We start from the raw sequence: 24,774 nt of genomic DNA on the forward strand, positions 1-24,774 counted from the left end.
GAAAATTTATTAAATCTGTTTATTCCGGATCAGAATGGCAGGTCATCTTCCGGCTCCTGCACAGGCGGGGGTGCCGGTTGTGCAGATGGCTGATTTTCCTGGTAAGAGGAAGAATCGTTCGACTGCCTTGATCCCAGCAGGTTCAGCGTATCCCCTTCTATTTCGGTTATGTAGCGCTTTTGTCCGTCTTTTTCGTAGGAGCGGTTCCGGATACGGCCCTCGATATATACCTGGGAACCTTTCCTCAGGAATTTCTCGGCGATCTCGGCCAGTCCGCGCCAGAGGATAATGTTATGCCATTCCGTTTGCTCCATCTCCTGCCCTTCGCGGTTGCGGTAAGTTTCAGTGGTGGCCAGCGAAAATGATGCCTTCTTCACACCCTTGTCAAAATTCTGAATTTCAGGATCCCTGCCCAGATTACCAATCAGGATCGCCTTGTTGACACCTCTTGCCATATTGCTTTTTGTTTAGCCTGTTATAGTGACAAATATACTGCATAACACCACGAAAAACAAACGGAATTTCTCCCCTGTCCCCCGCTCACTCCACATGTGCAGCGCACCGCGACATCATCAGGTGCAGCCTGCCCCGCCAACGGCGGTGGCGCACCGAAACATTATCAGGTGCAACGCACCGTAACATTAATAGGTGCAGCGCACCGTAATATCAATAGGTGCAGAGCACCGTGACATCAATAGGTGCAGCGCACCGAAACATTAATAGGTGCAGCGCACCGCGACATCATAGGTGCAGCGCACCGCGACATCATAGGTGCAGCGCACCGTAACATTAATTACCCTGCCGTCCGGAGATAATTATTTGAATTTCAAAGACCCTGCATATTCCCTGCCCGCCAATGCAGGTATCTATCCGTCAGCCGGGACACGGGCAGTCCGGTAACCAGCGGATCTTCCATCACCCGGTAATCTCCGGCTTCAAAGGCTTCTCCGGTCTGATAACCGGAAATCTCGTAAAAACGCGCATGGATGATCTGATGGGTCAGGATATGCCGGTAATCTTTCGGATTTACCGCTATTATTTCCTCCAGCTCCCCGCCTTGATTTACGACCGGATGGGCACTCACTTCCGCCGGGCCAAGCAGGTGATCGGCTTCAATCAGCGGCAGTTCCCAGAGATTCTGCCAGATATCGCCCTGCGGGCGTTGCTGCATCAGCACCTTACCGCCGCCAACGCGAACATAAAGATAGGTGAACCAGCGCTCCCGCCTGGAGATTTCCTTCTTCTTCACAGGCAGCCTATCAACCATCTGATTGCCAAAGGCAAAGCAGTCGTTCCGGAAGATACACTGTCCGCAACCGGGATTGGCGGGTTTGCAGCAGAGCGCCCCGAATTCCATCACGGCCTGATTGTAGGTACCGGGATCATCCCTGTCGATCAGCGCCGAGGAACGCTCCCACACCTTGTTAAATGAGGCTGTTGTGCCCGCCATCGCTTCAATGCCAAATATCCGTGAAAAAACCCTGACCACATTCCCGTCCACCACGGGGACCGGCTCGTGGCTGCAAATGGAGGCGATGGCAGCGGCGGTGTACTTCCCGATGCCTTTCAGCCTGAGCAGCTGATGACAGGTTTCCGGAAATACCCCCGCGTATTCCTGAACAATCCTGCGGGCGGTATGGTGCATATTGCGGGCGCGGCTGTAATAGCCCAGACCTTTCCAAACCGAAAGCACCTCCTGTTCATCGGCTTCAGCAAGTTGTCTCACATCATGGAAACGGGCAATAAAGCGCTCATAATAGGCAAGCCCCTGATCGACACGGGTTTGCTGAAGAATAATTTCCGAAACCCATATCCGGTAAGGGTCAAGCGTTTGCCGCCAGGGCAAATCCCTTTTATTCAAATTGTACCATTGGATTATCTTCCGCTGAAAATCGTTCATTTTGCTGAAAATATCTTAAATTGAGGCAATTGCCCCTAAAAAAACTGCATTTTTTTCGTTTTGTTTTAAAAACCTTTATATTTGCAGCCCGTTAAAAAATTTATTCTCAAATCTTTAAAAAACTCAATCAACATGACAAAAGCAGAAATTGTAGCTGAAATTGCTAGTAAGACCAATATTGAAAAGGTTGCTGTACAGCAGACTGTTGAGGCTTTCATGGATGCAGTGAAAAATTCACTGGCCAATGGTGAAAACGTTTACCTCAGGGGCTTTGGCAGCTTCACTACAAAGAGAAGGGCTGAAAAAACCGGTCGTAACATTTCAAAGAATACCACGATCATCATCCCGGCTCACAATATTCCCGCTTTTAAACCTGCCAAGACCTTCGTCAACGAAGTTAAGAACAAGGTAAAATAAGCTGTTGTTCATCTTTTAAAATCAATTTATCATGCCCAGCGGAAAAAAAAGAAAAAGACATAAAATGGCAACGCACAAGCGGAAAAAACGCTTGCGCAAGAACAGACATAAAAAGAAATAAGTTTTCTTGATTTGGGAAAACCACTGCATGCCCCCATGTATATTACCATCGGGGGCATGTAGTGGAAAAATTCCTGCTACTGTCAGGTTTACTGTTAAACCCGGGGGTTAAACAGCTATAACCATTTGCAGCCCTTACTACATCTTAAAAATCAGGATTTTGAATAAGGAACTGATTATCGATGCCGGTCTTTCGGAAGTGAACATTGCTTTACTTGAAGACAAAGACCTCGTCGAACTCAACAAAGAAAAAAGCAATAATAATTTTTCGGTAGGTGACATTTATCTCGGTCGGGTAAAAAAGATTATGCCCGGGCTGAATGCTGCTTTTGTTGATGTCGGTTACGAAAAAGACGCTTTTCTCCATTATCTTGACCTCGGCCCCCAGGTCAACTCGCTCAACAAGCTGCTGAAGCTCAGCCTTACCGGAAAACCGGATGTCCCTACCATAGGGGATATGGAACCTGAGCCGGACATTGAAAAAACCGGCAAGATCACCTCGGTGCTTACCCAGAACCAGCAGGTACTGATACAGATTGCCAAGGAACCCATCTCCACCAAGGGGCCCAGGGTTTCGTCGGAAATTTCATTTGCCGGCCGTTACCTGGTGCTGGTGCCTTTCTCCACAAGGGTTTCCGTTTCGCAGAAGATCAAGAGCGTGGAAGAACGCAACAGGCTCAAGCGACTCATTACCAGCATTAAGCCCAGGAATTTCGGGGTAATTATCCGTACGGTAGCCGAAAACAAAAAGGTGGCTGACCTCGATGCCGATCTGCGCAACCTCACCGCGAAATGGGATGCCTTGATTGCCAAACTGCCGGGCGCCAAAGCGCCCCAGCGCATCCTGAGCGAGATAGACCGCACCACTGCCATCCTCCGCGACCTGCTTAACGAGTCGTTTAACAATATCCATGTTAACGATGCAGGCATCTATGAAGAAATTAAGGCGTACATAAAGACTATTGCGCCCGATAAGGTCGAAATCGTAAAGCTCTTCAAAGGCAAAGTGCCCATTTTCGAGCACTTTGGCATCGACAAGCAGATCAAGAATTCTTTCGGGAAAATCATCACCATCAAAAGCGGGGTTTACCTCATTATTGAGCATACCGAAGCCCTGCATGTAATCGACGTAAACAGCGGCCACCGGGTAAATTCGGAGATCTCTCAGGAGATGAACGCCCTGGCTGTTAACCTCGAAGCAGCTGCCGAAATTGCCCGACAGCTCCGCCTGCGCGATATGGGCGGAATCATTGTGGTGGACTTTATTGATATGCACGAAGGAGGCAACCGCCGCAAGCTTTACCAGAAGCTGAAAGAGGAAATGGCAAAAGACCATGCCAAGCATACCATTCTGCCACCCAGCAAATTCGGCCTGGTGCAGATCACCCGTCAGCGCGTAAGGCCCGAAATGAATGTGCAGATCCTCGAGAAATGCCCGGCCTGCGGCGGAACCGGCGAAATAAAACCCAGCATCATTCACATCGATCAGATAGAAAATAACATCCGCTACCTGATCCACGACCAGAATGAACCTTACATTAAAATAAACCTCCACCCCTTTGTCTATTCCTACCTTGTGCATGGATTCCCGTCCATCCGCATGAAATGGTATTTTAAATTCAAACGCTGGATCAGGCTCACCCCTATGCCATCCTACCATTTCCTGGAATATCATTTCTTCAACAAGGTGGATGACGAGATAAAAATGTAAGGAACCGCCCGTTCTGTATAAAAGCAGTTTCCTAAAGATTTTCGCAGTATTTTTGTACCGGGCTTTCAGCGATAAGAGTCCGGTTTTTTTTACCCAAACATTGTTATGGATACAGTTGTCAGCGGCATCAGGCCCACAGGAAACCTTCACCTCGGTAATTATTTCGGAGCACTGAAGAATTTTATCAAAATGCAGAATGAAAATAACTGCTATTTCTTTATTGCTGATTACCACTCTCTTACCACCCACCCTACCCCTGCCGACCTGCATGGCAATGTAAAAAGTGTGCTGATTGACTACCTGGCTGCCGGGCTCGATCCCGAAAAGGCGACCCTTTACCTGCAAAGCGACCTGCCCGAAACCGCCGAACTCTATCTGTTCCTCAATATGAACGCCTACCTGGGCGAGCTGGAGCGTGTGACCTCCTTCAAGGACAAAGCCCGCTCACAACCCGACAACATCAACGCCGGTTTGCTGACCTACCCGACGCTGATGGCCGCCGACATCATCATCCACAAGGCGCACAAGGTACCCGTAGGCAAAGACCAGGAACAGCACCTAGAGATGACCCGCACCTTTGCCAACCGCTTTAACCGCCTGTATAAGGTGGATTATTTCCCCGAGCCGGTGGCCTATAACTTCGGCGAGCAGCTGATAAAAATCCCCGGCCTCGACGGCAGCACCAAAATGGGCAAGTCGGAAGGCGAAGGCAATGCCATCTTCCTGAACGACGAGCCGGCCGTTATCCGCAAAAAGATTATGAAAGCCGTTACCGACAGCGGCCCCACCGAGCCCAACCAGCCCAAACCTCAGGCCATCGAAAATATCTTCGCCCTGATGAAAGCGCTCTCAGCGCCCGACACCCTCGCGCATTTCGAGGAGGCATACAACGAATGCCGCATCCGTTACGGTGATATGAAAAAACAACTGGCCGAAGATGCCATCGCCTTTACAGAGCCTTTCCGTGAAAAGATGCGCGAACTCGCCGCTGACGACAACTACCTGCGCAGGGTGGTAAATATGGGTAAAGAAAAAGCCCATGCCAGTGCCGGACAAACCATCCGGGAGGTAAGGGAAATTATCGGGTTTAAGAGTTTCTGAGCAGGCATCCGGCTATGGCCCGTTTTACCAAACCCGGATTAATCAATGCATACCAGACATTACTGAACAATTGAATTTTTGAGGGGAACCCCGGTTATCCCTTTTTTCCTTCACCTTATGCCTGTCAGGACTGCCGCCTTCGGAAAAATCCTGTAATTCATTTCCTTTTGATTTGCGATCGAAGTATCTGATTCTGATTACCTGACAAGATTATAGTTCAGGATGTATACGCCCGAAAATGTTACATCCCTTCCTGCTTTTCATCATCCCCGCTTCCGGATGCGGTGCCATAAGACTTTCTGATATGCGCCATCAGCTCTTCGAGTTCCCATGCATCCTTCAGCAAAAATTCACCAATTTTTGTTCGCCGGAGGGCAGTGAGGTGGGCCCCGCTATTTAGTGCCAGGCCAAAATCACGGGCAATGGAACGGATGTAGGTGCCTTTGCTGCAACTGATCCGGAAATCAACCTCCGGCATCTGAATACGGGTAATTTCAAATTCACGGATATTTACCGGGCGGGCTGACAACTCAGGATCTTTATCTTTCCGCGCGAATTTGTATGCTCTTTTCCCCCCGATCTTAATGGCTGAAAACACGGGAGGAACCTGCATGATATCGCCGGTCAGGCCTGCTGCAGCCTGCCGGATCATTTCCGGGGTAATATGGCCTGTTTCAAAGGTTTGGTCCGGTTCGTGTTCCAGGTCGAATGAAGGGGTAGTAGCGCCCAGCCTGAAGGTGCCGGTGTACTCCTTTTCCTGTCCCTGAAATTCTTCGATGCGTTTGGTAAACCTGCCCGTACAAACAATCAGCAGTCCGTCGGCCAGCGGATCGAGCGTACCTGCATGTCCGACCTTGATCTTCTGAATGCCGCACTGTTTGCGCAGAAAATACCGGAAACGGTTGATTACATCAAACGATGACCATTTCAGCGGCTTATTGATCAGCAGGACTTCCCCTTCTTCGAAACGATAGTCCATCAGGCAATATTTAAATCGTAACCGAGGGCAATCATAATCAGAATTGCCAGTCCCACCAGAATGCGGTAGTATCCGAATACCCTGAAACCATACTTTGTAAGAAAACTGATAAAAGATTTGATGGCAATCATTGCCACAACAAAAGCTACGGCATTCCCGATAAGCAGGATATCGATATTTTCGGCGGTAATGGTCTGGTAATTCTGCATCAGTTTATACCCTGCCGCGGCAAACATGGTGGGCACGGCCAGGAAAAATGAAAATTCGGCGGCGGTTTTGCGGTCGAGTTTCTGGGTCATACCCCCGATAATGGTTGCCGCCGAACGCGAAACACCTGGAATCATGGCGATGCACTGAAAAAGTCCGATTTTGAATGCCGTCGGATAGGTAACAGTCTGATCGGCAGCCGGTTTGTTGAACCACTTGTCAACGAACACCAGCACAACGCCTCCCAGCACCAGCATAACGGCCACCACCACCACGCTTTCGAGCATGGAGTCGATGAAGTCACCGGCCAGGAAACCAATAACGGCGGCCGGAATAAAGGCAACAAAGAGTTTATAGTAAAACTGAAGGCTCTGGAAAAACCGCTTCCAGTAAAGCACGACCACCGAGAGGATGGCCCCGAACTGAATATTAACGGTAAAAGCCTTTACGAAATCATCGATCTTCATCCCCAGCAGCTCCTGGGTAATGATCATATGGCCTGTGGAAGAGACGGGAAGGAACTCGGTAATTCCTTCGACAATCGCAATGATGATGGCCTCGATAACTGTCATTGCTTAGTCGCGCGGTTTTTTCATAATCGCGAAAATTTCAATCACATACCCGGCCAGTATCAGCAGCGGGGCCAGGGTAAGCCTCCGGAAATTAAACATGCCTTCGTTGAACACGTAAGGATCGTCAGATCCTCCGCCCACCATCAGGATAAAGCCCAGGGCAATCACTGCCAGCCCGATCAGCATCAGGCGGTAATTTTCACGGCCAAAGGCAAATTGCATGGCTTTATCGCCCGCGGCGGGCGCTTTTCTGGGGGCAACTTCCTTATCGGATTTCTTTATATTCATCGTTCCTGATTTTTGAACTCTGTGATTAACATTTATAATTTTCAACAACCGCGTAAACTTCATCTGCGACGTTGTTTTCAACAGGCTCTTCCTAATAAAGGCGGTCCTGACTGATGCGCAGAAATTTCCGTACGGCAAAAAAGGTGGAGGCTCCCGTTATCAGTAAGCCCAACGCCGTTACAATGCCGAACAGCGAAAGAAACATATCGATATCCTGCAGGTCAACCAGTTCGGGCAGGGCCCTGCGCGAGAAGTACAGTACAACGCCCAGCAGCACAATGGCGATCAGGGCGCTCAGAAACCCGTGCAGCAGGCTCTTCAGCAGGAAGGGCTTGCGGATAAAACGCTGCGTGGCGCCCACCAGTTGCATGCTCCGGATAATAAACCGTTTGCTGTATACGCTCAGGCGGATGGTGTTGTTGATCAGCGCGACGGAAATCAGCAGGAGCACCAGCGTGAATGCAAGAATCACGACGCTGATCCTGCGGATATTCTGATTTACCAGTTCTACCAGTGATTTATGATAAAAAACCTCCTTCACGATGGGGTTGGCAATCAGCCGGTTTTCGAGCATCTTCAGACTGTCGTTGTTGGCGTAATCCGCCTTCAGCCTGATGTCGATCGAAGCCAGCAGCGGGTTATATCCCAGGAAATCCACAAAATCCTCGCCCAGTTCCCTGGTCAGGTCTTCGGCGGCTTTTTCGCGGGTAATATATTCGGTGGACTTCACAAAATCTTCAAGGTCCAGCTTTTTCTGGAACTCAATGATGCCGGCCTCTTTTACCTCTTCCTTGATGATTACCGAGAAACCGATGTTCTCCCTGACATAATTGGAGAGTTTCTGTGCATGCAGCACGATAAGACCAAGCAGGCCAAGCATAAACAGCACCAGGGAGATGCTGATGATGGTAGTGGCGGTGGAGGTTTGCAACCGCCTGCGGCTGAGTTTATCTTCGTGGCGCGACATAAGCAGGTTTATGCTGCGAAGGTAGAAAAAAAATCTGTTCTGTCCTGTTTAAATCAGGGATGACGAAATGCGGAAAAGATCCCTCCCTGGGCTATCCGGGCGCTAAATATTTTAAAAACTTTGGTACTATCAGAAGCTTTGATATCCCGAAGGCGATCGGAATGGTTAAAAACAGCAATTCATTTAATGAACAATGCAAAGTAACCGGGACTATAAACAGGGACTTTCATCCCGCAAAAATTGAATGCCATATTCTTCCTACCTTTGCACCCTTATAAAGAAAGCGACCAATGGATTACAACTACCGGGAAATAGAAAAAAAGTGGCAGCAATTCTGGGCTGAAAACAAGACTTACAAAACTGATATTGACCACAGTAAACCAAAATATTATGTACTCGACATGTTCCCTTATCCTTCGGGTGCCGGGCTGCATGTAGGGCATCCGCTGGGTTATATTGCCTCCGATATTTATGCACGTTACAAGCGGCTGAAGGGCTATAATGTATTGCATCCCATGGGTTACGATGCATACGGGCTTCCAGCCGAGCAATATGCCATACAAACCGGCACGCATCCTGCCGTAACAACGGAAAAAAATATAGCCCGCTACCGGGAGCAGCTGGATAAAATCGGCTTCTCTTACGACTGGGACCGCGAGGTGCGCACCAGCGATCCGGCGTATTACAAATGGACCCAATGGACCTTTGTGCAGCTTTTCCACTCATGGTATAACAAAATCACCCATAAAGCGGAGCCTGTCAGCACCCTGATTGCGGCATTCGAAAAATCGGGCAATGCGGGGGTTGAGGCGGCATGCAGCGATACCCCGGTATTTACTGCCGCGGAATGGCATTCGATGAATGAACCACAGCAGCAGCAGGTGCTGATGAACTTTCGCCTTGCTTATCTGGCAGACACCATGGTAAACTGGTGCCCTGCCCTGGGTACGGTGCTGGCCAACGACGAGGTAAGCGACGGATTTTCGGTGCGCGGAGGGCACCCGGTTGAACGCAAAACCATGAAACAATGGCTGCTGCGCATCACCGCCTATGCCGACCGCCTGCTCGACGGCCTCGACCACATCGACTGGCCGGAATCACTCAAAGAGATACAGCGCAACTGGATCGGTCGTTCGGAAGGCTGCTCAGCGGAGTTCGCCATTAAAGGATTCGATCAGAAACTGGAAATATTCACCACCCGGGCGGATACCATGTTCGGGGTAACGTTTATGGTACTTGCCCCGGAGCATCCGTTTGTAGAAACCATCACCACACCCGGATGCCGCGCCAGGGTGGAAGAATATGTGCAATGGGCCAAAAACCGCAGCGAACGCGAACGCATGACCGAGGTAAAAAAAGTTACCGGTGAATTTACCGGCGCCTATGCCATCAATCCGCTGAATGGCGAAGAAATTCCCATCTGGGTGGCCGATTACGTGCTGATGGGCTACGGAACCGGAGCCATTATGGCAGTGCCGGGCCACGACAGCCGCGACTTTGCCTTTGCACGGCATTTCGGATTGCCCGTCCGCCAGGTGGTTTCCCGTCAGGGCGAAACACCGGTCGATCCGTCGGAATGGGAAGATTCCTACGACTCCAAAGAGGGGGTGATGATCAACAGCGGCTTCATCACCGGTCTTGAAGTAAAAGAAGCCATCACCACCACCATCCGGAAAATAGAAGAGATGGGGATTGGCTACGGAAAGGTGAACTTCCGGCTGCGCGATGCCATTTTCAGCCGGCAGCGCTACTGGGGGGAGCCATTCCCGGTTTACTACAAAAACGGCATGCCCTACGCCCTTAGTGAAGAAGAACTACCGCTCGAATTGCCGGAAGTGGATGCCTATCTCCCTACCGAATCAGGCGAACCCCCTCTTGCCCGTGCAAAAAACTGGACAACCAAAGAAGGGTTTCCTCTCGAAACCAACACCATGCCCGGTTTTGCCGGATCAAGCGGTTACTATCTCCGCTACATGGACCCCCGCAACGATCGGGAATACTTTTCAAAAGATGCCAACGGGTACTGGAAAAGCGTGGATCTTTACATGGGAGGGGCCGAACATGCCACCGGCCACCTGATCTACGCGCGTTTCTGGAATAAGTTCCTGTTTGACATCGGGCTTGCCATTGAAGATGAACCGTTTAAGAAACTCATCAACCAGGGAATGATTCAGGGGCGTTCCAATTTTGTGTACAGGGTAACGGGAACCAACAAGTTTGTGAGCTACAACCTGAAAAAAGACTATGACGTTCAGGCCATTCATGTAGATGTAAATATTGTACACAACGATGTTCTTGACATAGAAGCGTTTATCCGCTGGCAACCCCAGTTCGAAGGAGCTGATTTTATACTTGAAGACGGAAAATACATGTGTGGCTGGGAAGTGGAGAAGATGTCGAAATCGAAGTACAACGTACAAAATCCCGATGACCTTATCGAGCGTTACGGTGCCGATACCCTGCGTTTGTACGAAATGTTCCTGGGCCCGCTCGAGCAGTCGAAGCCCTGGGATACCAACGGCATTGAAGGCGTTTTCAGGTTTATCCGTAAACTCTGGAAACTTTACCACGATTACGACAATAACTTTAACGTCAGCGAAGGTGCTCCATCGGCAGCGGAGCTGAAAGTACTGCATAAGACAATTAAAAAAGTGCAGGATGATATCGAACGGTTTTCGTTCAACACCGCCGTGAGTTCGTTTATGATCTGTGTGAATGAGCTTACCGACCTTAAATGCAACAACAGAAGCATCCTGAGCGAACTTACCATACTGATATCGCCCTATGCCCCGCATATTGCCGAAGAATTATGGAGTTTGCTCGGCAACTCAGAAAGTGTGACACAAGTTGCATTCCCTGAATTCAATGAAAGTTACATTGTAGAAAACACCTTCGCGTATCCTGTTTCATTCAACGGAAAAATGCGTTTCAGGCTTGAATTGCCGCTGGGCCTTCCGGTTCCCGAAATAGAGAAAGCCGTGGTATCGGCACCGGAATCGGCCAAATGGCTCGAAGGAAAGCCGCCCAGGAAGGTTATCGTGGTGCCGGGAAAGATCGTGAATGTAGTGGTGTAACAGGATCTTTATCCTCCGCGCCCCGCAATAGTCTGTATATCCAATCATCAGCCCGTGCATTCCCGAAACGATTGCTTCAAGGTTCCATCTGCTGACGGAACAGTTGTTTCTATGTAATACTGAATACACCCGATTCTCCTTTTTACAAGTAACATTGGTCCTGTTTATTTGTTAAACAAAAGGCAATTCCCCGTTTTGGAACACTTTTTGCAAACTTTGCAGAAAACAGGACTGATGAATAAAAGGCGAAATATATCCGGGTATCTTCTTTTCACCATGTTGGTACTGATTGTTGGTACGGGCTATTCCCAGACTTACCGGATTGTTGACAATACTGCCTTTGGTCATGGCGAAAAACTTACCTTCAGGGTGTATTACCATTCCCTGCTTACCGGAAAAGTCACCGCCGGTGAAGCAAAACTCGAAGTAAAGAATAAACCGGTAACCAAAAGCGGCCGTGAAACATACCACGTAATAGGCTCCGGGCAATCGAAAGGCGCTTTTAACTTCTTTTTTAAAGTGGACGACCGTTTCGAAACCTTTATTGACCGTGAAGCACTGATTCCCTGGTATTTTATCCGCCGTACCCGCGAAGGAGGTTACAAAAAGGACGATGAAGTCACCTTCAGGCAGAACAACGGACTTGCCATAAGCCGGAATGCCGTGAAGAAGATTCCCGAAAATACCCAGGATATTCTATCCGTTTTCTATTATGCACGTACCCTCGACATTACCGGGGTAAAGCCAAATGAATCCTTTCCCCTCTCCTTTTTCCTCGACGACTCCCTCTACGTATCCAAAATTGTTTTTCTGGGGCGTGAACAACTGAAAACCGAACTTGGCACCTTTAACTGCCTGAAATTTAAACCCATGGTTATTAAAGGTGAAGTATTCAGCGAGCCTTACCCTATGGAATTGTACATCACCGACGACCTCAACCGCCTTCCGGTAATGGTGAAATCGGCGGTCATCGTTGGTTCCGTCAAAATGGAACTCGTCAGTTACGAAGGCCTGAGAAATCCCCTTTCCTCAAAAGTGCCTTCAGGTAACGGAAACGGCGCAGCATCAAAGAAATAGCCATTTTTATGGAAATAAGCCGTAACTTGCATCTAATAATTACCCTTTCGGAGGGATACTGAAATTTCATTAATTTCTTTGAATTGAAAATAACAAATTCTTCTTATGAAAAAGTATATTTTTCTGGCCATCAGCCTGCTATTTGTCATGGCAACCGCCATTGCCCTGGGTTTCTTTCATTCATTTCAATCCGCAACCGCTAAACCTGATCAGGGGATGACAACAATCAGCAACGGAAAAGGGATCTGGAAAACGGTGGACTCCCTGGTAGCGCAGGGGCTTCCGCAGTCGGCGCTGGAGCTGGTGAATGCCTACCTTCCGGAAACGGAACGGAAGGGCGATATCCCGGAATTCCTGAAGGCATCGATCTATCAATTAAGGCTGCGCAGCGATTTTGAGGAAAATTTCATTGAAAATTATATCGGTGAAACAGAAAAAAATCTGTCCCTAAAAGCGGAACCTGCAAGGCAGGTGCTGAACTCCATGCTGGCTGAGCTCTACTGGCAGTATTATCAGCAAAACCGCTACCGCATCCTCGATCAGACCGTTGTAAAGAATGACCAGTCAACGGATATGGCGACCTGGGATGCCCGTCGCTTTGTGGAAAAGGTTTCACAGCATTACCATGCCTCTCTTTCAGATGCCGGTCTGCTGCAGTCGGTCTCACTGAAAGGGTACGATCCCATACTTGAAACCGCGGAAGGATCGAAAAAATTCAGGCCAACGCTTTATGACTTCCTGGCGCACAGGGCCATCGATTTCTTTATGAACGACGAAGCCTCCCTTACCCGCCCTGTAAGGCCCTTTACGATGCAGGATCCCGGCCTGCTGGCTGAGCCTGATGTATTTGCAAAGCTTAACATAGAAACGTCTGACAGCCTCTCCTTTCATTATCAGGCGTTAAGGATCGCGCAGTCAGTGGAAAAATTCCACACCGGCTCCGGCGATCCGCTACCGCTGATGGATGCCGCCCTTAAACGCCTCGATTTTGTAAAGACCAACGGTAACGTAAGGTCGGCCGACAGCCTGTACCTGGCCACCCTGCTCCGGCTGGAGGAAAAATACAGGGGCAATGTGGTTGCCGCCGATGTAATTGAAAAAATTGCCCGCTTCTGGCAGGAAAAAGAAGAGGGTTTTAAGGCCCCGGGAGAGGAAACCGGCCGCAATTACGTGATTGCCCGCGATTGGTGCCTGAAAGCCATCGGACAGTATCCCGGAAGTGATGGTGCGAAAAATTGCCGGATTATCCTGAATTCCATCGAAGCGCCATCGCTGAGTATTACCCTTGGCAGGGAAGTGATGCCGGGCAGGGAATTTCCCCTGCTGGTCAATTTCAGAAATACCCGGCAACTTTGGTTCCGCCTGATAGAATTAAACTACGACGAAAATGTCAATGTGAAACAGGAACTCTACAGCGAACGTTCGGCTGAAAAATACCTGAAACTGAAATCCCTGAAAGAGTGGAACATCCGTCTGCCCGAAACCGGAGATTACAAAAGTCACAACATTGAGGCAATCCACCCGGCCACCGAAGCGGGATACCACCTCCTGATTGTATCTTCCAACAGCGCTTTCGACCCGAAAAGCAGTCCGGTTGCCATGCAGGACTTCTGGTCATCGGCCCTCAGCTATGTAAACCGGAGAAACACCGATGGTTCGGGTGTTTTCAGGGTGTTGAACCGGGAAACCGGCGAGCCCGTAAAAGATGTTAAAATCCAGACCTTTACCCGTGAGTATAACTACCGGACACGCAGTAATGAGCGGAAAAACGGGGATGTCTACCGCAGCGATGCGGAAGGAATGTTCCTGGTTAAAAGCACAGGTGAACGGAACTACAGGAACCTCTCTTTCGATTTCACCCTGGATAATGACCGCCTGGTAGCTGAAAACTATTTTTCACCCTACCGCGACATCCGTCAGAACAGAGGGGAAAAAACCCGGACATTCCTGTTTACCGACCGCTCCATATACCGGCCGGGACAAACCATTTATTTCAAGGGAATAGTTGTCGGCACGGAAGAGGACAATAACCGGATTTTGACCGGCAACCAATCGGTGGTTTCAATTTTCGATGCCAATGGCCGGGAAATTTCGTCGCTTGAGGTGACCTCAAATAAATACGGTTCATTCAGCGGTTCTTTCGTACTTCCGGTTTCAGGTCCGGGCGGTCAGTACCGCATCGACAATAAAAGCGGAAGCGCCTATTTTAATGTGGAAGAGTACAAACGACCGAAATTTGAAGTGGAATTTATGCCTGTTAAAGGCAGTTACCGGCTGAATGAACAGGTTACTGTTCCGGGCAGGGCCGAAAGTTATACCGGAGTTCCGGTAAGCGGGGCCGTGGTCAGCTACCGGGTGGTACGTTCGGTTTCATGGCCGTTTTTCAGGTTTGGATGGGGTTATTATCCGTTTCACCGGCCCGAAAGTGAAATAGCCAACGGAACCCTTAATACGGAACCGGATGGCACATTTTCGATCAGCTTCACGGCGGTGCCCGATCCGCAGGCACAGCTGAAAAACAACCCGCTATTCACCTACACCATCTATTCGGATGTAACCGATATCAACGGGGAAACCCGTTCGGCGACAACGGTGGTACAGGTAAGCAACAAAGCGCTGCTGGCGGAATTGTCGGTTCCTGAAATCATCAACCGTGAAGCGGGAAGCAGTTACAAACTGAGTACCACAAATCTGAACGGCGAAAAAACTCCGGTTGATGTAAGCGTGGAGGTATTTGCCCTGAATGAGCCTGCGCGCTATACCCGCCCGCGCTTGTGGGATGCTCCGGATACGGCTGTCTATTCCCGTGAAGAATTTATCCGAAGGCTGCCTTCCGATGTTTTTCTGAACGAGGATAAAACACCGGGAGAAAAGGGAAAATCCGTTTTCAGGAAGAACTATCATACCGCAAGCGACAGCATGGTTTCCTTCGCGGGACTGGATAAATGGGATCCCGGCCGTTACCTGATCAGCCTGAGCGCCGTGGATGCATTCGGTGAGCGGGTTACGGTTGATAAAGTGGTAAGGATCATTTCACCGGAATCGAAAAAAGCGCCGGCGAATGAGGCTTTGTGGGCCTATTTACTTACCCCGGCTCCGAAAGCGGGGGAAACAATCCGCTTACTGACTGCCTCAGCCCTGAAAAACGCCCGGATGTACTTTGAAGTGATGATGCAGGAGCAATCGGTTCACCGTGAACGGATAAAGATTTCACAGGCTCAGGCGGTGCTTTCTTACAAAATACCGGAGACTTTTACCGGAGAAGTAAAAATCAGTCTGACCCTGGTCTATGACAACCGCAGCTATCATTATTCAACCGCCGTGACTATCCCCGACAGCCGGAATCAGCTCAATGTGGCTTTTGAAACTTTCCGGAGTCCCCTATTGCCCGGAGGTACCGAAAAATGGAAGCTTAAGATTACAGATCCTGGTCAAAAGCCGTTGGATGCGGAATTGCTGGCCGGTATGTACGATGCATCCCTGGATGCCATTTTACCGCATAACTGGTATTTTAATCTTTCGGAAAAGCAATACAACAATCCTGAGTGGGAAACCCGGAACGCATTTGCTTCCGGCACGGGATATACCCTTCCCGGACTGACCACTGAACCTGTTTATCCGGCAATCCGCAGCTATGACGCCTTAAACTGGTTCGGATACGGCATGTACGGAGGATTCCGGCGGTTTGCTGCGGGAAGGACTGCCAGAATGATGAAAAACATGGAAGAAAGCATGCCTGAGGCAATGGCTGTTACACCGTCCGCGGACGATACAGATGGCCTGATCAGCGATCAGACGTTGGCAGAACCCGGAGCCGTAAAACAGGCCGAACCCCCGCAAATCCGGCGAAATCTGAACGAAACGGCATTCTTTTATCCCCACCTTACCACCAATGCGGAAGGAGAGGTCTGGGTGGAGTTTACCGTACCAGAAGCCCTTACCCGCTGGAATTTCATGGGACTTGCGCACACCACCGGTTTGCGATACGGGCAGTTCAGCAAAGAAGTGGTTACCCGCAAAGAGCTGATGGTTACTCCAAACCTGCCCCGCTTTTTCCGTGAAGGGGATAAAATGGTAATTCAGACGAAAGTCAGCAGCCTTGCTGATAATCCGGTACAGGGAACCGCCCGGCTTGAATTGTTCGATGCCCTGACCATGATGCCGGCAGATGCCGTTTTCGGAAATTCCCTTTCATCCGAACCGTTTGAACTTGAACCGGCCGGGAATACCGCTGTGGAATGGCAGATCGCCATACCCGAAGGTATGGAGGCCGTGATGGTGCGGATAACAGCCGTTGCCGGAAATCACAGCGACGGGGAAGAGGTGATGCTGCCGGTGCTGACCAACCGTATGCTGGTTACCGAAACCCTGCCCCTGCCCATCAACGGAAACGAATCCAGATCATTTGATTTCAGCAAAATGACAGAACAGCCGGGGGGTAGCCAAACCTTACGAAACCATCGTCTGACGCTTGAATTTACATCCAATCCTGCCTGGTACGCGGTGCAGGCCCTCCCCTATCTTGCCGGACAAACGCATGAAAACTCCGATGCGGTATTTAACCGGCTGTATGCCAACAGTCTTGCTTCATATATTGCAAACAGCAGTCCGAAGATCCGTGCCGTTTTTGAAACCTGGAAGAACCTCAGCCCGGATGCCCTGCTTTCGAATCTGGAAAAGAATCAGGAACTGAAAGCCCTGGTGCTGGAGGAAACGCCCTGGCTGATGGAAGGAAAGAACGAGTCGGAGCAAAAACAGCGCATTGCCCTGATGTTTGATGTAAACCGTATGGCATCCATGCAGGAGGCCGCGAAACAGAAACTTCAGCAAATGCAGTCGGCCAACGGCGGATGGCCCTGGTTTGAGGGCATGCCCGAAAGCCGGTACATTACCCAGCTCATTATGACAGGCTTCGGACGCCTGCATTATCTGAAAGTTATGGATCTGAAGCAGGACCCGGCTTCCCTCGAAATGATCAGCCGGGCCAGCAGCTACCTGAACATGCGGATGACCGAAGACTACAACCGGATTATGAAGGACCATCCCAAAGACTTCGACAAACAGCATCCGGGTCTGGAGCATCTGCAATACCTGTTTGCATCAGGTTATCTGCAGGATGTTATCCGTAAAGATGATAAAGCTTCGGATGCGCTGGCTTATTTTGGAAAACAGGCCCGGAAATACTGGACATCGCAGGGCTTGTACGCTCAGGGAATGATTGCGCTCTGGGCCGGCCGCAACGGGGATCTGAAAACGGCCAATGCCATTATGAAATCGCTGCTTGAACGGGCAATTACACATCCTGAACTGGGCATGTACTGGCGCGACAACCGGGGAGGGTATTTCTGGCATCAGGCTCCGGTGGAAACCCAGGCCCTGCTGATTGAACTGTTCGAAGAACTTGGCAATGATCCGAAAGCCGTTGACCAGATGAAAACCTGGCTGCTGAAGCAGAAGCAGACGCAACGCTGGGCTACCTCACGTGCAACCGCCGATGCCGTTTACGCGCTGCTGCTTCGTGGAGGCGACTGGCTGCAAACCGGATCCGGTATAAGCGTAACCCTGGGAGGCAAACCCGTTGAGATGGCATCGCGCGACAACCAACCTGAAGCCGGCACGGGTTATGTGAAAACCATCTGGCAGGGCGATGAGATACTGCCCGCAATGGGCAAAATAGAAGTCAGTAAATCGACCGCCGGTCCGGCCTGGGGTGCCATGTACTGGCAGTATTTCGAAAACCTCGACAAGATTTCGGGACACGACAGTCCGCTGAAGATCAGCAGCAGGCTTTATATAAAATCCAATACCGATGCCGGACCTGTTCTCGAAGAAATCAGCGGGGAAAAGCCCGTCAGGGTCGGCCAGCAGGTAGTAGTCAGGGTAGAACTTCGCACCGACCGAGATCTGAAATTTGTACACCTGAAAAGCATGCGGGCGGCAGGTTTCGAGCCGGTTAACACCCTTTCGGGATACAGGTGGAACGGCGGACTGGGTTATTACGAAAACACCCGCGATGCCGCTTCGAATTTCTTCTTCAACTACCTGCCGAAAGGCACCTGGGTGTTTGAATATACACTGACAGCGGCGCAGAAAGGCACATTCTCGAACGGTATAAATTCGGTACAATGCCTGTATGCACCTGAGTTCTCAGCCCATTCGGAGGGAATCATGGTTGAAATCAGGTAGCGCCCGGAAAGATCAGGAAGGAAGCGGGGCTAATTGAGGGACACCGGAACAAGCACCAGTCTCCACCTGAAACAATTGATGCCCCAGTTGTCGGTTAGGCTTCCACCGCATACGGCTTCCGACATCAGTGCATTGTCAATCCTGAAACTCATCGGGCATGCTAGCGGATTTTCGAGTGAATAAGAAACTTCACTTAATTGAATCCACCGGTATTCATCCCATTCCCAGACATTCCTCAAGCCGTCCAGTTGACAGGTCAGGTTGACCAGTAGGTATTCCTTTCCGTCCATCTTATCCCATTTGCCTGATAACATTGAGATGGAAATACTCCCTTCCTCCCTGATCCTGATCCTGTCATTTTCAATCATCTTCTCGGATTCCCCGTTAAAAGCGGTAACCGGAGGCTGCTTGAACACCACCGTTCCGGAACTGTTTATGTCCACTTGCATGCTGACAACAGATTGAAAAGTCGGGAAGGTCCTTGTATACTCGAGGGTGAGTAAGCCTGTGTAGTCTTTGCCGGGATTCATGTCATCCTCTTTCTTATCGCAGGCCGTCAATAAGGAAAGAAACAATGACACCAGCAGAATGATCCTTGCCATGATGCCATATTTTTAAGGGATTATTTCGCAATTTACGAAATTTTTCCTTAAAAACCAAGCTTTTAGCTATAAATAGTTTTGCTGAACCCTGCTATTCCAGGAAAGGAGCCAACGGCGGCTGATTGAATTCAATCAGTGTGATATAGCCCTGATTTTCTATGGCGTTGAAACAACTGATCCATTCATTCCAGGGATCAATCCCTTGATTATCCTGCCTGTCAAGTCTGAAGACGCCTCCGCCTTTACCCGAAGTGGCATACATCGCCTGATCCGATCCGTCGATGCGCAGCTGGCAACTTTTTATCAAAGCGGTCATCTCATCGGTTACCACTCCGTCGGGTCCGGTAACCTGGCGATAGATTCTGCAAGCCAGGTGTTTGTAGCGGTCCAAAATAACACTGTATTCTTCATTGGAATGAATCCGGCCTGCACACTCCTTTAAACCACTGAAAGGAAGAATGATGGCATCCGGTGTTGTCCCGGAAATATATTCCAATGCAGCATCCTTGTCAATGGTCAGGATCTGAATCCAGTCGGCTGCTTCTGCTTGAGGATCGCATTTCCCCATTGAATAAAACAAACGGTAGCCTGAAAAATAGCTCTCCCTGACCGGAATGATCTTATCAGGTACATCTTCGGCTGCAAAATACTCCATCAGCGTTCTGGCATCGGTGTTGGAAAGAAAAAGATTTCCCACACCCGATTCAGTATAACATACAGCATCCGGGTATGGAACAAGCTCAATCCGCTGGGCAGATAACTCATAACCAGCAAATATCAGGATGGCAAAAGCGAGTAGTAGCTTATTCATAATCACTATCTTATAGTTTATACCAAATAATTGCTACACCCGGCTGGCATCCCGGATGGTCAGGCGAATAATCATTTTATTAATACAATAAATCCTGAAAAGTAATCGCTGGAAATCAGGAATTTTCATCCTGAAACGTATAAAAAATCGGAAATTATTGTCTGGCCTGTATTTATGGGTATTCCGCAGCTGAATTCCAGCTGGCTGATTGCGCTACATCACTGATGTTACAGAAATAAAATCCATAATAATGATTAATTTCGCGGCCTAAATCTATTTCTATGCTTCGGACACATAACTGCGGAGAATTAAACCTCAATCATACCGGAAATACCGTTACCCTTTCAGGATGGGTTCAGCGTTCGCGCGACCTTGGCGGGATGACATTCATCGATCTGCGCGACCGATACGGAATCACGCAGCTGGTTTTCAATATGGATAGCAATGCTTCGCTTTGTGAGTCGGCCCGTAAGCTCGGGCGGGAATTTGTGATTTCCGTCACGGGAACTGTTGCCGAACGAAGCAACAAAAACCTGAAAATACCTACCGGTGAAATTGAAATCATCGTTGATCAGTTTGAGGTGCTGAATTCTTCAAAAATTCCGCCCTTCACCATCGAGGACAATACCGACGGCGGAGATGAGCTCCGTATGAAATACCGCTACCTGGACCTCCGGCGGAATCCTGTGCGCGACAACCTTATGCTCAGGCACCGTATGGCCATAGAAACCCGTAACTACATGAACAACATCGGGTTTATCGAAGTGGAGACGCCGGTGCTTATCAAATCGACACCCGAAGGGGCCCGTGATTTCGTGGTGCCGTCGCGGATGAACGAAGGTCAGTTTTATGCCCTTCCCCAGTCACCGCAAACCTTCAAGCAACTGCTGATGGTCGCCGGCTTCGACAGGTATTTTCAGATCGTGAAATGCTTCCGCGATGAGGACCTGAGGGCCGACCGACAGCCTGAGTTCACACAGATCGACTGTGAGATGTCGTTTGTAACCCAGGATGATATCCTATCCACCTTCGAGGGTCTTACCAAATATCTGTTCCGCACGGTGAAAGGCGTTGAGATAGAAGCCCTGCCCCGTATGACGTTTGCCGATGCCATGAAAAATTACGGCAACGACAAACCGGATATCCGTTTCGGGATGACCTTTGTGGAAATCACGGATCTGGTAAAGGGAAAAGATTTTAAAGTATTTGATGATGCCGCGCTGGTGGCAGGAATCAATGTCACAGGATGCGCCGGTTATACCCGCAAGCAGCTTGACACCCTCACCGATTTTGTGAAACGTCCGCAAATCGGCGCCGGAGGGTTGATTTACGTGAGGTACAATGAAGACGGCACGCTTAAGTCATCGGTAGATAAATTCTACAGTGAAGATGAGCTGAAAAAATGGGCGGCCGCCTTTGAAGCCAGGCCCGGGGACCTGATGCTGATCCTGGCCGGTGATGCCGCCAAAACCCGTAAGGCTTTATCAGAGTTGCGCCTGGAAATGGGTAATCAGCTTGGGCTGCGCAATCCGGAAGTATTTGCCCCTCTTTGGGTGGTTGATTTCCCCCTGCTGGAATGGGATGAAGAAACACAGCGTTACTATGCAATGCACCATCCGTTTACCTCTCCGAAGCCGGAAGATATTCCCCTGCTCGACAGCGATCCGGGGAGGGTGCGCGCCAACGCCTATGACCTGGTAATCAACGGAGTGGAAATAGGCGGAGGCTCTATCCGTATCCACAACAAAGAGTTGCAGAAGAAAATGTTCACCATCCTGGGATTTACCGATGAGGACGCCCAGGCGCAGTTTGGCTTCCTGATGAACGCCTTTGAATACGGTGCGCCTCCTCATGGCGGCATCGCATTCGGCTTCGACCGCATGTGCTCACTTTTCGGTGGTTCCGAAAGCATCCGTGATTATATCGCATTTCCGAAGAACAACGCCGGCCGCGATGTAATGATCGACTCACCGGCCCCGATCAAACAGGAACAACTGGATGAATTAAAACTTAAAATCAATTTATAACTTCCCTCCGATGAAACCGGTAAAATCGTTGCTACAGTTATCCAAATGGCTGCTGCGTATCACATTGCTCACCTGGCTTGTGCTTCAGCACGGACAGACCATCCTGGCCCTGCAATACCAGACCCAGTCATTTTACATCGCACTTGCTTTTGTGCTGTTCGGAACACTTCTGTTTGCAGGCGGTTTTACCTCAAAACCTTCGCTAACAGTGATTTCAGCACTACTGCTGGTTTTATTGTTCGCCTATAGTCTCTATCTGGGATTTGTTCCTGCGGTTACCACCGGGCAGGTTTTAAACCTGTTGCTGTTATCCGTCAGTATGTATTTTATGGCAGCCGGAAATAAATAACATTACATCCTGACATTTACCGGCCGGCAGGCATCATCAACAGTTCCAGACCTTCAGGAAGCGGAAGGGCGGGTGTATTCTTCTGATCGCTGATTCTGTCGGTAAAAAGCATACCCCCCAGGTGGTCATATTCATGCTGAAAGATGACGGCTGTAAAATCTTCCAGCATTTCGGTATGCCATCCGCCTGTATAATCCTGGTATTCAACCATAATGGCATAACTCCTCAGCACTTCACCCCTGGTATCCGGAATTGAAAGGCAACCTTCCCCTCCCCTGCGTTGCAGGGAGGAATAGCTCAGGATGCGTGGATTAATCAGGAATTCAAAGGGAAATCCCGGTTTATCAAAACGCTGCAGCCAGAAAACATTCCGGTTTATCCCGACCTGCGGGGCGGCAATGCCCACGCCGGGGTTGGCCGTGTCGCGCATGGTAAGCAGCATACGCTGCGCCAGCAGGGGAAGCAGGGGGTCATCAGGGCTGATATCGGTGCTTTCAGCTGTGAGTACTTTAAGATCATCCGCAGAGGTACTAAGCAACACCCGCATCATCCCGGCCGTATCCCCCGTCATAATCAATGCCTGCTCTGATGGGGTAAAATCCTGACTCAAGACAATGCCGGGAAAAAGTGCAAGCCATAAAACCAATGAATACAAACAGCGCATAGGAAATATTTTTACAAAGATAAAGCAACGGTAATCCGCAAACTGAATAAATCTGCCTACGAAAGCTATATATTTGATTTTGAACCTGTACAATAACTTTCAGGTGAATAATATTTAACCCCCTGATTGAAGTAATGTTCAGATTCTGTCCTGAAATTGAACCGATGAAAACAGGTTTCTGCAGGAAAAACTTATCTTTGCACCTTCAAACCATTACCCGACCATGAAAGACGACCCCTATTCGTGTGGCCTGATTAAACACTAACCTGCAGGGGGTTTTGTATCTCCTTGCAGCAAATACCCGTAAGGAGAACAATCAATGGGTGAAACTGAAATCACATTTTTCGAAGATCTGATCAGGGATAAAGACTGGAGCAGCCTCAGGCATGAGCTTGAGGATATGGATCCCATCCTGATTGCAGAGATTATTGACGAGTTGCCCGAACAGGACGACATCATCCTGTTCCGGTTATTGCCAAGAGAACAGGCAAAGAATACCTTTCAGTACCTCCCGCACGAGAAGCAGGAGCAGATTATCGAGGGGCTGGCCAAAAATGTAAACAGGGTAGCGGGGCTGCTCAACGACCTGGATCCCGACGACCGTACGGCGTTTTTCGAAGAACTTCCCGGCAACATTACCCAGCGGCTGATACAGCTTTTGTCGCCGGAAGAGCGGCTCATTGCCACCCGCCTGCTCGGATATCCCGAACACAGCATCGGAAGGTTGATGACGCCCGAATTTGTTGCCGTGAAGCCCGATTTTACCGTCGAGCAGGCGTTGAAACATATCCGGATGTACGGCAGGGATTCTGAAACACTCAACCTGATTTACGTGGTTGACGACAACTGGAAACTGATCGATGATATCCGCATCAGGGAAATCATTCTGGCCGATCCCGGGCAACATGTCCGGGACCTGATGGATGAGCATTTTGTTTCGCTCTATGCTTTCGACGATCAGGAAGTAGCCATCCGGGTTTTCCAGGATCAGGACCGCATCGCGCTGCCGGTGCTTGATTCGGAAGGACTGCTGCTGGGGATTGTAACGGTTGACGACGTGATGGACGTTGTGGAAGAGGAAACCACCGAAGACTTTCACAAATTCGGATCATTCCAGGCGGCCATTGTCAATCCGCTGAAAGCCAGAATCTTTTTTCTTTATCAGAAACGTATTCTTTGGCTGATCGTACTGGTGTTTATGAACGTCTTTTCGGGGGCGGCCCTGGCAACCTTCGAAGGTGTGATACAATCAGCTGTATCGTTGGTATTCTTCCTTCCTTTGCTGATCGGTAGCGGAGGCAATGCCGGAGCACAGTCGGCAACCCTGATGATCCGATCCCTGGCGATCGGTGATGTGGAAACCAAAGACTGGTTCAGGCTGCTGGGCAGGGAGTTCCTGGTTTCCTTCCTGCTTGGAGTCACCATGGCGGCCGGTGTTAGCCTGATTGCCAGTGTACGCGCCCCGCAATATATTGTTGTGGTAGCCGCCACTATGATTCTGGCAGTAATGTCAGGCAGCCTGATCGGCATGATCACCCCTTTTATTTTCACCAAACTGAAACTCGATCCGGCCACGGCCAGTGCTCCGCTGATTACTTCCATTGCGGATATTTCCGGAGTAGTAATCTATTTTTCAATTGCTTCCTGGTATATGGGTCTGTAAGGCCCCGCTCCTCCCCTGCCGGGTTTAATTGCCCTTTCGGGAAGGAATCTCTTTTCAGA

General features: G+C 49.7%; 18 protein-coding genes. 9 read left to right on the forward strand and 9 right to left on the reverse strand.

Annotation, left to right across the window (positions count from 1 at the left end; genetic code table 11):
* Positions 1-29: 29 nt before the first annotated feature.
* Both TBC1_RS11430 and mutY read right to left on the reverse strand, forming a co-directional pair.
* A complete protein-coding gene (locus TBC1_RS11430; RefSeq protein WP_062042382.1) occupies positions 30-455 on the reverse strand; it encodes a single-stranded DNA-binding protein in 426 nt (141 codons plus the stop codon).
* Positions 456-826: 371 nt separating this feature from the next.
* Positions 827-1,900, reverse strand: a complete 1,074-nt coding sequence (gene mutY / locus TBC1_RS11435) for an A/G-specific adenine glycosylase (protein WP_062042385.1) — start codon at positions 1,898-1,900, stop codon at positions 827-829.
* 126 nt (positions 1,901-2,026) lie between these two features.
* On the opposite strand from mutY, the gene TBC1_RS11440 reads away from it, so the two are divergent.
* The 3 genes from TBC1_RS11440 to trpS all read left to right on the forward strand — a co-directional run bounded on the left by TBC1_RS11440 (position 2,027) and on the right by trpS (position 5,249).
* Complete coding sequence (locus TBC1_RS11440; RefSeq protein WP_262490426.1) at positions 2,027-2,317, forward strand: HU family DNA-binding protein; 291 nt, start codon at positions 2,027-2,029, stop codon at positions 2,315-2,317.
* A gap of 280 nt (positions 2,318-2,597) precedes the next feature.
* A complete protein-coding gene (locus TBC1_RS11445; protein ID WP_062042388.1) occupies positions 2,598-4,148 on the forward strand; it encodes an Rne/Rng family ribonuclease in 1,551 nt (516 codons plus the stop codon).
* 105 nt (positions 4,149-4,253) lie between these two features.
* Positions 4,254-5,249, forward strand: a complete 996-nt coding sequence (trpS, locus tag TBC1_RS11450; protein WP_062042391.1) for a tryptophan--tRNA ligase — start codon at positions 4,254-4,256, stop codon at positions 5,247-5,249.
* 241 nt (positions 5,250-5,490) lie between these two features.
* Here trpS and truB read toward each other — a convergent pair whose 3' ends face one another.
* The 4 genes from truB to TBC1_RS11470 form a co-directional block, all read right to left on the reverse strand.
* Positions 5,491-6,228: a tRNA pseudouridine(55) synthase TruB gene (gene truB, locus TBC1_RS11455; protein ID WP_062042394.1), complete on the reverse strand. Its 738-nt coding sequence runs from the start codon at positions 6,226-6,228 to the stop codon at positions 5,491-5,493.
* A complete protein-coding gene (locus TBC1_RS11460; RefSeq protein ID WP_062042397.1) occupies positions 6,228-7,007 on the reverse strand; it encodes an undecaprenyl-diphosphate phosphatase in 780 nt (259 codons plus the stop codon). The genes truB and TBC1_RS11460 overlap by 1 nt, the downstream gene beginning before the upstream one ends.
* Positions 7,008-7,010: 3 nt before the next feature.
* Positions 7,011-7,295, reverse strand: a complete 285-nt coding sequence (locus tag TBC1_RS11465; protein ID WP_062043045.1) for a DUF3098 domain-containing protein — start codon at positions 7,293-7,295, stop codon at positions 7,011-7,013.
* A gap of 91 nt (positions 7,296-7,386) precedes the next feature.
* Positions 7,387-8,262, reverse strand: a complete 876-nt coding sequence (locus TBC1_RS11470) for a cell division protein FtsX (RefSeq protein ID WP_062042400.1) — start codon at positions 8,260-8,262, stop codon at positions 7,387-7,389.
* 290 nt (positions 8,263-8,552) lie between these two features.
* On the opposite strand from TBC1_RS11470, the gene leuS reads away from it, so the two are divergent.
* The 3 genes from leuS to TBC1_RS11490 all read left to right on the forward strand — a co-directional run bounded on the left by leuS (position 8,553) and on the right by TBC1_RS11490 (position 18,599).
* On the forward strand, positions 8,553-11,336 hold the full coding sequence (gene leuS, locus TBC1_RS11480) for a leucine--tRNA ligase (RefSeq protein ID WP_062042406.1): 2,784 nt from the start codon (positions 8,553-8,555) through the stop codon (positions 11,334-11,336).
* Positions 11,337-11,570: 234 nt separating this feature from the next.
* Positions 11,571-12,413, forward strand: coding sequence for a DUF3108 domain-containing protein (locus TBC1_RS11485; protein ID WP_137305610.1), 843 nt, complete (start codon positions 11,571-11,573; stop codon positions 12,411-12,413).
* 105 nt (positions 12,414-12,518) lie between these two features.
* Positions 12,519-18,599, forward strand: a complete 6,081-nt coding sequence (locus TBC1_RS11490; RefSeq protein ID WP_062042412.1) for an alpha-2-macroglobulin family protein — start codon at positions 12,519-12,521, stop codon at positions 18,597-18,599.
* A 29-nt stretch (positions 18,600-18,628) separates the two neighbouring features.
* Here TBC1_RS11490 and TBC1_RS11495 read toward each other — a convergent pair whose 3' ends face one another.
* Together TBC1_RS11495 and TBC1_RS11500 are read right to left on the reverse strand one after the other, a co-directional pair.
* Positions 18,629-19,201, reverse strand: a complete 573-nt coding sequence (locus TBC1_RS11495; RefSeq protein WP_062042415.1) for a hypothetical protein — start codon at positions 19,199-19,201, stop codon at positions 18,629-18,631.
* A gap of 91 nt (positions 19,202-19,292) precedes the next feature.
* The gene (locus TBC1_RS11500) at positions 19,293-20,012 is read right to left on the reverse strand and encodes a hypothetical protein (RefSeq protein WP_062042418.1); all 720 of its coding nucleotides are present in this window, start codon (positions 20,010-20,012) and stop codon (positions 19,293-19,295) included.
* A 281-nt stretch (positions 20,013-20,293) separates the two neighbouring features.
* On the opposite strand from TBC1_RS11500, the gene aspS reads away from it, so the two are divergent.
* Positions 20,294-22,039: an aspartate--tRNA ligase gene (gene aspS / locus TBC1_RS11505; protein ID WP_062042421.1), complete on the forward strand. Its 1,746-nt coding sequence runs from the start codon at positions 20,294-20,296 to the stop codon at positions 22,037-22,039.
* Positions 22,040-22,049: 10 nt separating this feature from the next.
* On the forward strand, positions 22,050-22,388 hold the full coding sequence (locus tag TBC1_RS11510; RefSeq protein ID WP_062042424.1) for a hypothetical protein: 339 nt from the start codon (positions 22,050-22,052) through the stop codon (positions 22,386-22,388).
* Positions 22,389-22,404: 16 nt separating this feature from the next.
* Here TBC1_RS11510 and def read toward each other — a convergent pair whose 3' ends face one another.
* Positions 22,405-23,052: a peptide deformylase gene (gene def, locus TBC1_RS11515; protein WP_082189615.1), complete on the reverse strand. Its 648-nt coding sequence runs from the start codon at positions 23,050-23,052 to the stop codon at positions 22,405-22,407.
* 319 nt (positions 23,053-23,371) lie between these two features.
* Here def and mgtE point away from each other — a divergent pair, with 319 nt between their 5' ends.
* Positions 23,372-24,715 (forward strand): magnesium transporter, encoded by a 1,344-nt coding sequence (mgtE, locus tag TBC1_RS11520; protein WP_062042429.1) that lies wholly within the window; start codon positions 23,372-23,374, stop codon positions 24,713-24,715.
* Positions 24,716-24,774: the final 59 nt, after the last annotated feature.

It is taken from the genome of Lentimicrobium saccharophilum, assembly GCF_001192835.1.
Classification (GTDB): Bacteria; Bacteroidota; Bacteroidia; order Bacteroidales; family Lentimicrobiaceae; genus Lentimicrobium; species Lentimicrobium saccharophilum.

Coding starts and splice junctions, on each gene's coding strand:
- def (WP_082189615.1), bottom strand. CDS start 23,052: ATGCGCTGTTTGTATTCATTGGTTTTATGGCTTGCACTTTTTCCCGGC.
- leuS (WP_062042406.1), top strand. CDS start 8,553: ATGGATTACAACTACCGGGAAATAGAAAAAAAGTGGCAGCAATTCTGG.
- TBC1_RS11495 (WP_062042415.1), bottom strand. CDS start 19,201: ATGGCAAGGATCATTCTGCTGGTGTCATTGTTTCTTTCCTTATTGACG.
- truB (WP_062042394.1), bottom strand. CDS start 6,228: ATGGACTATCGTTTCGAAGAAGGGGAAGTCCTGCTGATCAATAAGCCG.
- TBC1_RS11510 (WP_062042424.1), top strand. CDS start 22,050: ATGAAACCGGTAAAATCGTTGCTACAGTTATCCAAATGGCTGCTGCGT.
- TBC1_RS11490 (WP_062042412.1), top strand. CDS start 12,519: ATGAAAAAGTATATTTTTCTGGCCATCAGCCTGCTATTTGTCATGGCA.
- TBC1_RS11470 (WP_062042400.1), bottom strand. CDS start 8,262: ATGTCGCGCCACGAAGATAAACTCAGCCGCAGGCGGTTGCAAACCTCC.
- mutY (WP_062042385.1), bottom strand. CDS start 1,900: ATGAACGATTTTCAGCGGAAGATAATCCAATGGTACAATTTGAATAAA.
- mgtE (WP_062042429.1), top strand. CDS start 23,372: ATGGGTGAAACTGAAATCACATTTTTCGAAGATCTGATCAGGGATAAA.
- TBC1_RS11500 (WP_062042418.1), bottom strand. CDS start 20,012: ATGAATAAGCTACTACTCGCTTTTGCCATCCTGATATTTGCTGGTTAT.
- aspS (WP_062042421.1), top strand. CDS start 20,294: ATGCTTCGGACACATAACTGCGGAGAATTAAACCTCAATCATACCGGA.
- TBC1_RS11430 (WP_062042382.1), bottom strand. CDS start 455: ATGGCAAGAGGTGTCAACAAGGCGATCCTGATTGGTAATCTGGGCAGG.
- TBC1_RS11485 (WP_137305610.1), top strand. CDS start 11,571: ATGAATAAAAGGCGAAATATATCCGGGTATCTTCTTTTCACCATGTTG.
- TBC1_RS11460 (WP_062042397.1), bottom strand. CDS start 7,007: ATGACAGTTATCGAGGCCATCATCATTGCGATTGTCGAAGGAATTACC.
- TBC1_RS11465 (WP_062043045.1), bottom strand. CDS start 7,295: ATGAATATAAAGAAATCCGATAAGGAAGTTGCCCCCAGAAAAGCGCCC.
- trpS (WP_062042391.1), top strand. CDS start 4,254: ATGGATACAGTTGTCAGCGGCATCAGGCCCACAGGAAACCTTCACCTC.